8 protein-coding genes and 1 pseudogene are annotated in these 12996 nt (G+C 60.2%); 5 read left to right on the top strand and 4 right to left on the bottom strand.

Annotated elements, in window-relative coordinates; all coding sequences use genetic code 11:
• Positions 1–22: 22 nt before the first annotated feature.
• The 3 genes from NAT21_RS01810 to NAT21_RS01800 form a co-directional block, all read right to left on the bottom strand.
• The gene (locus tag NAT21_RS01810; RefSeq protein WP_250935210.1) at positions 23–1147 is read right to left on the bottom strand and encodes an NAD(P)-dependent alcohol dehydrogenase; all 1125 of its coding nucleotides are present in this window, start codon (positions 1145–1147) and stop codon (positions 23–25) included.
• Between the two features lie 107 nt (positions 1148–1254).
• A complete protein-coding gene (locus tag NAT21_RS01805; protein ID WP_250935208.1) occupies positions 1255–1659 on the bottom strand; it encodes a thiol-disulfide oxidoreductase DCC family protein in 405 nt (134 codons plus the stop codon).
• Positions 1660–1737: 78 nt separating this feature from the next.
• Positions 1738–2667: a LysR family transcriptional regulator gene (locus tag NAT21_RS01800; protein WP_250935206.1), complete on the bottom strand. Its 930-nt coding sequence runs from the start codon at positions 2665–2667 to the stop codon at positions 1738–1740.
• A gap of 148 nt (positions 2668–2815) precedes the next feature.
• Here NAT21_RS01800 and NAT21_RS01795 point away from each other — a divergent pair, with 148 nt between their 5' ends.
• The 5 genes and pseudogenes from NAT21_RS01795 (at position 2816) to NAT21_RS01775 (ending at position 10180) form a co-directional block, all read left to right on the top strand.
• Positions 2816–4213 (top strand): GntP family permease, encoded by a 1398-nt coding sequence (locus NAT21_RS01795; protein WP_250935204.1) that lies wholly within the window; start codon positions 2816–2818, stop codon positions 4211–4213.
• 84 nt (positions 4214–4297) lie between these two features.
• Positions 4298–6046 carry an IlvD/Edd family dehydratase gene (locus NAT21_RS01790; protein WP_250935203.1) on the top strand — a complete coding sequence of 583 codons (1749 nt, stop codon included), beginning with the start codon at positions 4298–4300 and terminating at the stop codon, positions 6044–6046.
• Between the two features lie 63 nt (positions 6047–6109).
• Positions 6110–7075, top strand: a pseudogene (gene araD1 / locus NAT21_RS01785) (AraD1 family protein); the annotation flags it as partial.
• 66 nt (positions 7076–7141) lie between these two features.
• Complete coding sequence (locus NAT21_RS01780; protein ID WP_250937948.1) at positions 7142–8719, top strand: aldehyde dehydrogenase (NADP(+)); 1578 nt, start codon at positions 7142–7144, stop codon at positions 8717–8719.
• 519 nt (positions 8720–9238) lie between these two features.
• Positions 9239–10180: an ATP-grasp fold amidoligase family protein gene (locus NAT21_RS01775; RefSeq protein WP_250935202.1), complete on the top strand. Its 942-nt coding sequence runs from the start codon at positions 9239–9241 to the stop codon at positions 10178–10180.
• Between the two features lie 552 nt (positions 10181–10732).
• On the opposite strand, the gene NAT21_RS01770 is transcribed toward NAT21_RS01775, so the two are convergent.
• Positions 10733–12982: a glycoside hydrolase family 3 N-terminal domain-containing protein gene (locus NAT21_RS01770; RefSeq protein WP_284732693.1), complete on the bottom strand. Its 2250-nt coding sequence runs from the start codon at positions 12980–12982 to the stop codon at positions 10733–10735.
• Positions 12983–12996 lie beyond the last annotated feature (14 nt).

Genomic DNA, 12996 nt, shown 5'->3' with positions numbered 1-12996 from the left:
CGAGCCCCCCAGAGCCAGGGTGTCAGCGGGCCATGCGCAGGATGGGTTTCAGCGTCAGCCCCCGTTCACTGTCTTCGGCGGCCTGGTTGATATCCTCGAAATCATAGAACTTCACCAGCCGATCAAACGGGAACCGCCCCTGACGATGCAGCTCCACCAGTTGCGGAATAAAGTCCCGCGCCACACTGTCGCCTTCAACAATGCCACGAATGCTCTTGCCGCCAAGCAGAAGGTCGTTGACGTCAAAGGCTGCTTCATGACCCAGCGGCGGAGCCCCCACCACGCCGAGCGTGCCGCGGCCGGCCAGCACATCAACGCCCTGCCTGAGCACCTCGGTTCGCCCGGTCGATTCCAGTGCATAATCAACCCCACCACCGCCAAGCTCGCGCACGCGCTCAACCACGTCTTCGTGGCTGGCATTGATAACATGAGTGGCGCCAAGCTCCATCGCCAGTGCCAGGCGCTCAGGCACCACGTCGATGGCAATGATCATGGCCGCCCCGGCCACGCGGGCCGCCATTACTGCCGACAGGCCAACGGCGCCGGCGCCCAGCGCGGCAAACCGGCTGCCCGGGCGTACCCCAAGGGTGTTGATTACCGCACCGGCACCGGTCTGGATACCGCAGCCCAGAGGCCCAAGCAGCTCAAGCGGGGCCTCTTTGGATACTTTCACGGCACTGTCTTCCGTGCTGATGGCATAGGTCGCAAAGGAGGACTGGGCGAAGAAGTGATCATGAACTGCCTCGCCCTGGCGATCCGTAATGGCGCACTTTCCATCCGCATCACTGCCGCCGAAGTTACGACCGAAGAACTCCTTGCAGTACGACATGTGGCCGTGATCGCAGGGCGAACAGCCGCCACAGAAGCCATAACTCATGACCACATGATCTCCTACCGCCAGCCGGGTCACGTTCGGTCCGATGGCCTCGACCACACCGGCGCCTTCATGCCCCAGCACCAGTGGCAGCGGCACCGGATACAGCTGGTCACGCACGATCAGGTCGGTATGACACATGCCGGTGGCGACCACGCGCACCAGCACCTCAACGCCCTCAGGCTCACGGATGTTGACCTCTTCCAGCGTAAAGGGGGCACCCTTGCCGCGAACAACAGCGGCCGTGATGGCCCGGGATATCGTGGTATTCATGAAGGACACCTCTCGTGGTCTCATGCCATTTGACTATGTGATATAGCAAGTATCACCGGATCACATCAAAATGACATTACGACCTTGTGCCGAGAGGCACAGCAGCATCATCGGCGGGGAATATCGCACTTGCCGGACGCGCAACTGTCGCAGCGACGGCGTCCCGTCAGTACGCCGGAAATCGTATAGCGGTGACGCGCAAACCACAGGTACACCCGATCCGCCACCGGCCGCACGACCGGCCAGCGCAAGGGAGCCGTCAGCCATCCCCTGCCGACCAGTGACCAGGCACGGTGGGTAACATCCAGCCCCTTGATAACCTGCCCATGGTAATGCCCCAGAAGAATACTGCTGGCTTCCTGCGGGTCGACCTGCGGCCAGCGCATCTCGAAATCATCCTTCTGGATATCCTCGCACTGGATCCGCCCCTGTTCATCGAGGCGGGTCAAATGGCCAATCTCGCGGACGCATAGAGGGCAGGCGCCGTCATAAAACAGAATCAGTTCGGCCATGATGTTCTCTCCATTATCGTTGCCGGCAGGCAATCTCCAAGGATAGATGATTCACACCGAATGCACCGCGACACGTCATCACATCCGGCGGCGGATTTCCTCCATGACGGAGGCCACCGCGGGTGACAGGCGCTGCCGACGCAGACTGACCAGCCCATAAGGCTGCACGCTCAACTTGTTGCGGGCATTGAGAATTCTGAAGCGCGCCGTGTCACACAGCAGGGCCGCCACCTTGTGGGTCGCTACGGTAATGAACTCGGAGCGATCCACCAGCGCAAGGGACGCCGGCAGATCCGACGTATCAACCACCCAGCGCGGGAAGTCCACGCCCCGATGACGAAACAGATCCTCTATGCGCTGACGCATCAGGGTACCCGGCGGCTGCAGCGTCCAGGGATAGTCTGCCAGGTCGGTCAGTTCCGGCGGATTGCGCTCCCCCATGGGGTGGCTGTCACTGCAGATAAAGCACAGGTCTTCTTCGCCAATTTCCTCGAAAACAAAGGCATCTCCCGGAAAACCAGCCGGGATACGAGCGATAATGAAATCGAAATGGCCATCCATCAGACCATTGACCAGCGCACGGCTGTCGGCCACATGGACGGTAATCTTGAGCCCCGGACGGTCCTTGTGTACCTGCTCGATGGTCTGCGGGACCAGCGTGACGGCCGGCTCCATGACCGCACCGATATTGACCACCCCCAGCAATCCGGCCGAAATGGCGTTGAATTCCTCTCCCGCATCACCGAGTTCATCCAGCACGGCCCGCGCACGACGAATCATCAGCTGGCCAAAGGGATTGGGCGTCAGTCCACGCCCATGGCGTTCGAACAGGGACTGGCCGAGACGCGTCTCGATTTCAGCCAGCAGCCGCGACGCCGCCGGCTGACTGATCCCCATCAATTCAGCGCTCTTGTGCAGATTGCCCTGCTCCCCGATGACCACGAACAGATACAGGTGGCGCAACTTTAGTCGCGCCCGAAAAAACCAGTCTGCCGTTAAAGCGCCCATGCCCTCGTCACCTTTATATGATTGATATCATTTTTGTTATCGGATTAAGCCGCATTCCGCATTATTCTGATATACCCCTTTGGGTTTACTGTCCCTCCAGACCCGGCCTTCCCGTCGGTAGTCACTGTTGACTGGTTTGGAGTGTGTCATGAATCCACAGGATGCCGCTCAGACGGCACTATCTACCCCACTACTGCTGTCGGTATGCGCCGTTGCCATCGCGGTCCTGCTGCTGCTGATCATCAGGATCAAATTGCATCCCTTCTTTGCGCTGGTTGTTGTCAGCATTGGCACCGCCCTGGCGACCGGGATCGAAATGACCAGCCTGATGGGCACGCTGGTGGGCGGGTTTGGCAAGACCCTCGGCAATGTCGCCCTACTGATCGGCTTTGGGGCCGTTCTGGGTCGCATCGTATCCATTTCAGGGGGGGCGTATGTGCTGTCCAATACCCTGATTCGGATCTGTGGTCGCGAGCGCGCCCCGCTGGGTTTATCCATTGCGGCGTTGCTGTTCTGCTTCCCGATCTTTCTCGATGCCGCCTACGTCGTCATGTTGCCGATCATCTATGCGGTCGCACGAGAGCTGAAAGGCTCGGTCCTGCTGTTCGGCCTGCCCGTGGCCGGGGCCGGTCTGGTCATGCACGCTCTGATGCCCCCTCACCCCGGCCCGGTAGCGGCTGCGGTCTTTTTGAATGCCGATATCGGCCAGGTGCTGTTTGTCGGTCTGCTGGTCGGGCTGCCGACCTGGTACATCATGGGATATCGCCTGTCAGTGTTCCTTGCCCGTCGTACTGCGTTTCAACCAGTCCCCGACATGATGGGCAATACCGACGGTGACGATGCGCCGCCCCCGGCCTTTAGCACGATCCTGCTGGTGCTTATTCTGCCGCTGGTCCTGATTTTCATGAATACCGGTCTGGCTACCCTGGTATCTTCCGGCACGCTGCCTGAAGGCAACTCGCTGATCAATGCACTGATGCTGATTGGCCAGACCCCCATGGCCCTGTTGATCAGTACCTGTATTGCCATGTGGCTGCTGATTCTGCGTCGGCGCCCCGAGGAAGGCATGGATGCGATCAATGACATCGTGGAGCACGCCCTTGCTCCGGTGTGTTCGATCATTCTGATTACCGGTGCCGGTGGCATGTTCGGCGCCGTACTGACCGCCAGCGGCATCGGCTCGGCACTGGCCGGCAGCCTGGAAGAACTGGGCATGTCGTTGATTGTGGCCGGGTACGTGATCGCGTCCGTGATTCGTATCGCCCAGGGCTCAGCCACCGTCGCCGGCACGACGGCCGCCGGCATCATGGCCCCCGCCGTGCTGGCCTCACCGGAACTGGCAGGCCTGCCTGCGGCCTGCATTACCACCGCCATCGTGGCGGGTGCCATTGGCTATTCCCACGTCAACGATTCCGGATTCTGGCTGGTCGGCCGGTTTCTGGGCGCCTCTACCCGCACCATGCTCACCACCTGGAGCGTGATGTCGGTCGGCATTTCCCTGATGGCCTTCAGCCTTGCCTGGCTGCTGTTCACCTTTGTCACCTGAATGATGCAGGGCGGCCATACGCAGCCGCCCGGCCCAATGATTGCGCCACGTTTTATTTGACCGGGCCCGCCCGAGGAGAGACCAATGAGTCAGGACAATAAACCCCGCCTGCGCAGTGCCGAATGGTTTGGCACCGCTGACAAGAACGGCTTCATGTACCGCAGCTGGATGAAAAACCAGGGCCTGCCAGACCATGAATTTCACGGCAAGCCGGTCATCGGCATCTGCAATACCTATTCCGAGCTGACCCCCTGCAACGCTCACTTCCGCGAGCTGGCCGAACACGTCAAGCGCGGCATCTGGGAAGCCGGCGGCCTGCCTGTCGAGTTCCCGGTCTTTTCCAACGGGGAGTCCAACCTCCGGCCGACGGCCATGCTGACCCGCAACCTGGCCAGCATGGATGTCGAGGAAGCCATTCGCGGCAACCCGATTGATGGCGTGGTGCTGATGGCCGGGTGCGACAAGACCACCCCCGCCCTGCTGATGGGCGCCGCCAGCTGCGATGTGCCGGCACTGGTGGTCTCCGGCGGCCCCATGCTCAACGGCAAGCACAAGGGCAAGGACATTGGCTCGGGCACCATCGTCTGGCAGCTGTCTGAAGAGGTGAAATCCGGCCGGATGAGCCTGGATGAGTTCATGGCCGCCGAAGCCGGCATGTCCCGCTCCGCCGGCACCTGCAATACCATGGGGACCGCCTCCACCATGGCCTGCATGGCAGAATCCCTCGGTGTGTCCCTGCCCCACAACGCTGCCATTCCGGCCGTGGATGCCCGTCGCCAGGTCATGGCGCACCTGTCCGGTAACCGCATTGTCGAAATGGTCAATGAAGGGCTGTGCCTGTCGAAGGTGCTGACCCGCGGTGCGTTTGAAAATGCCATTCGTACCAATGCTGCCATCGGCGGCTCCACCAACGCCGTGATCCACCTGAAGGCCATTGCCGGACGGATCGGTGTGCCGCTTGAAATGGATGACTGGACGCGCATCGGCCGCGACACACCCACCATCGTGGATCTGCAGCCGTCCGGCCGGTTCCTGATGGAGGAGTTCTACTATGCGGGCGGCCTACCGGCCGTGCTGCGCCGGCTGGGGGATGACAACCGCCTGCCGGCCCCGGACGCCCTGACCGTCAACGGCCGGACCCTGTGGGAAAACGTCTGCGACGCGCCGCTTTATAACGAGGACGTTATTCGCCCCCTGGATAACCCGCTGGTCGCCGATGGCGGCATCTGCATTGTCCGCGGCAACCTCGCCCCCAACGGCGCAGTACTGAAACCCTCCGCCGCCACGGCAGAACTCATGACGCACCGGGGACGTGCAGTGGTCTTTGAAAACCTTGAAGACTACAAGGCGCGCATCAACGACCCGGATCTGGATGTCACCGCCGAGGATGTGCTGGTCCTGAAGCACTGTGGCCCACGCGGTTATCCGGGCATGGCCGAGGTAGGCAACATGGGCCTGCCCGCCAAGCTGCTGGCTGAAGGCGTGAAGGACATGGTGCGCATCTCGGATGCCCGCATGAGCGGCACCGCCTACGGCACCGTGGTGCTCCACGTCTCGCCCGAAGCCGGTGCCGGTGGGCCGCTGGCCGCCGTACAGAATGGCGACTGGATCGAACTGGACTGCAAGGCCGGCCGCTTGCACCTCGAGGTCAGCGATGACGACATTGCCAGCCGTCTGGCCGACACCCAGCCCAGGGAAGCCTCACGTCTGCTGGCCAGCACAGGCGGCTATCGCGGCCTTTATATCAACCATGTTCTGCAGGCCGATGAAGGCTGCGACTTCGACTTCCTGCGCGGATGTCGCGGGTCCGATGTCCCCCGCCATTCTCACTGATCGGCACGCCATTTTCTGCCCTGCACGGCGCGCCCGGGCGCGCCCCTGTCGGAGACACCCCTTATGCGATTGATTCAGTTCTCAAGTGCCAACGGCCCCCGCGCTGCGATAGTCGAAGGTCATGCCACGGTCCGCCCGATCGAATTTGAGGGCGGCACGCTGGCCCTTGTTCAGATGGCGATCGACAGCGGCCAGCCCATTGATGCCGTCATCAGCGGGCTGGCAGGTGACCACACCCTGGACTACGACACTCTGATTGAAGGGGGCCAGCTTCTGAGCCCCATTACCCACCCTGATCCGGCCCACTGCTACGTCACCGGTACCGGACTGACGCATCTGGGCAGCGCCGATACCCGGGCCTCCATGCATGGCGCACTGGAAGAAAGCGAGCTGACCGATTCAATGAAAATGTTCAAGCTCGGGGTCGATCACGGTAAACCCGAGACAGGACAGGTCGGCGCACAACCGGAATGGTTCTACAAGGGGGATGGCAGCATCGTGGTATCGCCGGAACAGGCCATCCCGACACCGACCTTCGGGCTCGACAGCGGTGAAGAGCCGGAGCTGGTCGGCATTTACGTCAACGACGAAAAGGGCCAGCCCTGGCGAATCGGCTACGCCATCGGCAACGAATTCTCGGATCACGTTACCGAGCGGCAGAACTACCTGTGGCTGGCCCACTCCAAGCTGCGTCACTGCAGTCTTGGCCCGGAGCTGTTCATTGGTGAGCTGCCGACACATCTGGAAGGCACCAGCCGCATCATTCGCGATGGCAGAACACTGTGGGAAAAGCCGTTTCTGACCGGCGAAGCCAACATGTCCCACAGCCTCGCCAACCTGGAATATCACCATTTCAAGTATGCCCTGTTCCGCCGCCCGGGTGACCTCCACCTGCATTTCTTCGGTACCGCCACCCTGAGCTTTGCCGATCAGATCACGCCGTCTGCCGGCGACCGGTTTGAAATACACCTGCCGGCGCTGGGGCGGCCACTTCGCAACCCACTGACACTGATGGATGACACCCCGCCTCAGCGTATCAAGGCGCTCGTCAGCACGACTTCCTCACTCGACACACTCGCAACAGGAGATACCTCCATGCATGTAGATGGCGTTCAGTTGATCGGCAAGGATCAGCAGCGCGGCAGCCAGTCCGCGATACAGGCCGTCAACCCGGCGACAGGCAACACACTGGAGCCCGAATGGGCCGGCAGTAGCCAGGACGATGTCAAGCGCGCCTGCCAGCTGGCCGACGAGGCCCTGGATACCTACCGGGAAACCTCGCTGGAAGCCCGAGCCTCGTTTCTGGAAACGATTGCAGAGGAAATCGAACGCCTGGGCGACGCATTGATCGAACGTGCCATGGCAGAATCCGGCCTTCCGGAAGCGCGCCTTACCGGTGAGCGAGGCCGTACCTGTAATCAGCTCCGGCTGTTTGCCCGTGTCGTCCGCGATGGCGAATGGCTGGATGTTCGCATCGACCCGGCGCAACCCGAGCGCACGCCCATGCCCCGTGTCGATCTGCGTCAACGCAGCATCGCACTGGGCCCGGTTGCCATCTTCGGCGCCAGCAACTTCCCACTGGCCTTCTCCGTCGCCGGAGGAGACACCGCTTCGGCTCTGGCGGCGGGCTGCCCGGTCATCGTCAAGGCGCACAATGCCCACCCGGGGACCTCCGAGCTGGTCGGCAAGGCCATTCAAAGGGCCGTGGCACGGTGCAATCTGCCGGAAGGTGTATTCTCGCTGCTTTATGATGCCGATACGGCCATCGGCCAGGCACTGGTCACTCACCCATCCATCAAGGCAGCAGGGTTTACCGGCTCTCGCAACGGTGGCATGGCCCTGTGGCAGCTGGCACAGAACCGCCCGGAACCCATTCCCTTCTACGCCGAGATGAGCAGCATCAACCCGGTCTTCCTGCTGGGTAACGCCCTTGAGCAGCGCACGCAGGCCCTGGCAGAAGGGTTCGTCAATTCACTCAACATGGGGGCCGGTCAATTCTGTACCAGCCCAGGGTTGGTCATTGCACGGGAAGGCGAGGCGCTGAACCGCTTCATCGACGCCGCTGCCAGCGCGCTGAAGGCACTGCCCTCCCATACCATGCTGACCCCCGGCATTCATGATGCGTATGAACAGGGGGTGGCTCGCTTGGCGGCTCACTCGCAGGTACGTAGCGTAGCCCGGGCCGACAGCAATGATCAGCCCAATGCCTGCCGGCCACAGCTGTTCTCGACCGATGCGCAGGCCGTGATCGCGGATAAGACCCTGCAGGAAGAAGTCTTCGGAGCCTGCTCCCTGATTGTTGCCTGCAGCAGTGATGAAGAAGTGCGGGACGTGGCGCGCGCGCTGGAAGGCCAGCTGACCGTGACCCTGCACATGGATGAAGGTGACCAGCAGGCGGCCGGCCAGCTGTTGCCGATCCTGGAGCGTCGTGCCGGCCGACTGCTGGCCAATGGCTGGCCTACCGGCGTGGAAGTCAGTGATGCCATGGTCCACGGAGGGCCCTTCCCCTCTACCTCGGACAGCCGTACCACCTCGGTTGGCACCGGGGCCATTGAACGTTTTCTGCGCCCCGTATGCTACCAGGACATACCGGAGCCGCTTCAGCCTGAAGCGCTCAAGGCAGGTAATCCCCTGTCACTGAAGCGTCTGGTGGATGGGCAAAGAGAAGCCTGATCACCTCGCAGATCCAGCCAGGCCCTCCCCATCGGGAGGGCCTTTTTCTGCAACAGGCGTGATACTTCAACTTACATTAAGCTCATCAAAAAACACACTTTGACGGCGTAGGAAGGTAGGAAAAAACAAAAAAATCACCCTGATGGCGTGGCAGACGCAGACTGAAAAACCCTATTAATGCGATTAATTTTTATTTAATGTTTTTTGTTATCTCAGGTTAAGTTTTCGGCAAAATATCCTGAAACAATGCTTTTATCTGGCACTTTATTATCAACCTCAAGAAAGCTAATCCTTTAGTACCAGCCACTAGAGCCATCACTATCCATCTAAAATCACCCTCTTAAACCAAGCCACTCATCACTAACGCTTGTTTACATTTAAACGGCTGATATGTAAGCAATTCGGCACACTACCCTAACCAATCCCCCTATATCGTTTCCTTAAGTAACTAAAAGGTATTTATACATTTCTCGCTTTTGATGCCCAACAGCGCGAAGTGCTTTACAGGGAACGACTATTATGCGCCGGCTTCTTCTCTCCTGTCTGACCGAGAAAATGCGTTATCGGGTGCTCTACCTGCTGAATCATAAACGGCGGTTGAGCTTTTCAACGCCCCGCAGCTTTACAGAAAAACTGTATTGCCGCATGTATCAGCCGCTGCCCGAGTTCTCACGGTTGGCGGACAAGTTTGCCGTTCGCAGTTATGTGCAGGAGAAACTGGGCGAGAGTGCTCTTATTCCCCTGTATAAAAGCACGCGTCATGTCACGCTCGATACCTTTGCCGATCTGCCGGAGTCCTTCGTAATGAAGTCCACTCATGGCGCCGGCCAGGTACGTATTATCCATGACAAGTCGAAGGAAGACCTGGCGAAGCTGGCTGAAGAGGCCAACGGCTGGATGGAAAAGGCCTATTCGCGCTATGAAAAGCATTATCAGCGCATTACGCCCCGCATCATCTTTGAAAAGCTGCTGCTGCGCAGCAACGGGCAGCCACCGGCCGATTACAAGATTCACATCTTCAATAATGGCAAGCGGCAGTTCGAGTTTATCCAGCTGATTGATGGCCGCTTTGCCAAAACGACCCAGGACCTGTTTCTGGCCGACTGGAGCCGCCCGCACTTCAGCCGCAACAACCGGATGCCCGGTAGTGATTTGCCGGAAATCGTCGACCGTCCGGCCGAACTCGATCGCATGATGGAGCAGGCTCGTGAGCTGGCCGCGCCCTTTGGCTACTGCCGCGTCGATTTCTACCTGTTTGAAGGGCGCGTTTATTTCGGCGAGCTGACCTTCACCCCGGGGGGCGGCAACCTGCGCTTTATCGACCCTTACTGGGACATGGTGCTGGGCAGCTACTTTGCATGGCCGGACGAGCCGGAAGATGGCACACCGCTGACGACCCGTTATCGTGTGGGGAAGCGCCTGAGGCAGTTGACCGGCACGTTTCAACAGCACACCAACTAAGGCGTCATCGTTGAAAGCAGCTCTGGCTGCCTGGTCCAGGCGGAAGTGCCGAAAAAAGACCCGCCAAAAAAAAGCCACCCAAAGGGTGGCTGATAAAGACCGTGACTAGCTTGATGAGGAGATGAGCCACAAAACGCCCTGATGCGTCGTGTGTCTCAGCGGTGACGTTGCCGTCATCGCCATCAAAAGATAACCATTCTCATTGAATGACGCAAGCAAAAGAGGACCAGATTAGTCCTCTTTATTGCAACAAAGTGTAATGCCCGCCCATATTCCGCATCACTTTCCGCTTCTCGGCCCTCTCTCCTGTATTGAACCTACACCGGCTACCTCTGGATAACCTGCTCAATGCCGAGAAGGCGTAGCGGACACGGACCGCTGATGGCCAAAAAAAAGCCACCCGAAGGTGGCTGATAAAGACCGTGACTAGCTTGATGAGGAGATGAGCCACAAAACGCCCTGATGCGTCATGTGCCTCGGCAGTGACGTTGCCGCCACCGCCATCAAAAGATAACCATTCTCATTAACTGACGCAAGTAAAACAGGACCAGATCAGTCCTGTTTATTGAAATGAAATGTTATCGCATCAGAGGTATCCGACCGCCCGCCGACGTAGAGATGGTATTCACCGTCATCAAGCCGCTGGTTACCCATCGCATCCTCATACCGCAACGAAGCCGCCTCGATCACGAAGCAGACTGTTTCTGCGCCGCCAGGCACAAGCGTTATACGCTTGAAATCAATCAGTTCACGTACCGGCCGGACCACGTCACCGGCGGGACCTCGCAGATAAAGCTGCACCACTTCCGTGGCCTCATGGGCACCGGTATTGGCGACCGTCACACTCACCACCAATGACTCGGAAGCCCGGATGCAGCGGGACGACAGGGCTCGATGCTGATAGACAATCTGTCCGTAGGTCAGACCATGCCCAAAGGGATAAAGCGGTGTATTGGGCATATCCAGGTATTTCGAGGTGTATTTTTCCTCCGGATCCAGGGGGCGGCCAGTGGAAAAGGCGTTGTAATGGATCGGAATCTGACCTTCATCACGCGGAAAGGTCATGGGCAGGCGTCCACTGGGGCCTGCATCCCCCATCAGGAGTCTCGCCAGCGCATGGCCTGCCTCGATGCCCGGCCACCAGGCATGAAGAATCGCACAGGGCAACTCATCCAGATCGCTCAGCACCAGCGGACGGCCACTGAATGTGACAACGGCACAGGGCGTGCCGGTGGCGATCACCGCACGGGCCAGCGCCATCTGGCGGCCCGGCAGGCCAATACGAGCACGACTGGCCGCCTCGCCGCTCATGCTGTTGTCTTCCCCCAGAGCCAAAACAACCACATCGCTGGTACGAGCCAGTGCCGCGGCTGCTTCGATGTCATCGGCGGAGGAGACATCGCTCTCAAGCGGCACGCCGCAACAGTAGTCCAGAGTCACCGCCTCCCCCAACCGCAGTGCCAGACCATCATGCAACGAGACCGCGTCCTCTGCATGGCCATTGCCATGCCACGGCCCGAGCATGGCCGCGGCATCCTGCGCCAGCGGGCCGATCACGGCCATCCGGCGTATATCGTTGGAAAAGGGCAGCACGCAAGGCTCGTTCCTGAGAAGAACGCAGGCCTTTTCAGCCAGCTCTCGGGCAGCCAGACGGTGGGCCGGGGCCAATAGCAGGGCCTGCTCCCGAGCAGGGTCGCTGTAACGGTAGGGATCATCCAGCAGGCCGAGAGCCGCCTTGACGCGCAGGATCCTGCGCACGGCCATGTCTATCCGCTCAAGAGAAACGGTGCCTGCCTCAACCAGCCCCGCAAGATGCTCCAGAAAGATGCCATCCTGCATCGCCATGTCTACCCCGGCCAGCACGGCCTTTTGCCCTGCCTGACGCGTATCGGCGGCAACACCATGATGCACCAGCTCCATGATGGCGGTGTAATCGGTCACGACCAGCCCTTCGAACCCCCACTCCTGACGCAGAACCTGCTCGAGCAGCCAGCCGTTACAGGAGGCCGGTACGCCGTTGAGGCTGTTGAAGGCGGTCATGAGCGATGCACAGCCTTCATCGATGGCGGCCTGAAACGGTGGAAGGTACACCGAACGCAGCCGCCATTCGGACATGTCCACGGTGTTGTAATCCCGGCCGGCCTCCGCAGCGCCATACCCGGCAAAGTGCTTTACGCAGGCCGCGACGGTATCCACCTCGTCGGGTGCGCTCCCCTGCAGCCCGCGGACCTGCGCCCGCGCCACGCGACAGCCAAGCAGGGTATCCTCGCCGGCACCTTCCATCACCCGGCCCCAGCGCGGATCCCGAGTGATGTCGACCATCGGTGTAAAGGCCCAGTGCAGCCCGGCAGCACTGGCTTCCGCGGCGGCAATGCGGCTGGCGGCTTCGATCGCATCCATGTCAAAACTGGCCGCCTGCGCCAGTGGGATCGGGAAGATGGTGCGAAACCCGTGAATGACGTCATAACCAAACAACAACGGAATACCAAGGCGTGTATGTTCGACGGCCTGCTGTTGAAGCCTGCGAGTGAAGTCGGCATCGAAGGCATTGAATACCGACCCGACCCGGCCGGCCTTGATCTCCTCTTCGACATCCTCCTTGAGCGAAGGGCCGGTGGTATCTCTATCACTGGAAAACTGGGTCATCTGCCCCACTTTTTCCTCGAGCGTCATGCGAGACAGCCACTGTTCGACCTCGCGGTCGATATGCTCGCGGTGCTCGGCGGACAAGTTCATGAAGGTGGATGCCATGACATGCTCCCTGGCCAGAACGGATGAAACAAGGGGCCAACCGGGACGCATCATCATCTCGCCCC

The sequence above is a fragment of the Larsenimonas rhizosphaerae genome (assembly GCF_023700005.1).
GTDB lineage: Bacteria > Pseudomonadota > Gammaproteobacteria > Pseudomonadales > Halomonadaceae > Larsenimonas > Larsenimonas rhizosphaerae.
Note: the sequence above shows the minus strand (reverse complement) of the source record. Positions and strands in the feature narration are given on the sequence as shown.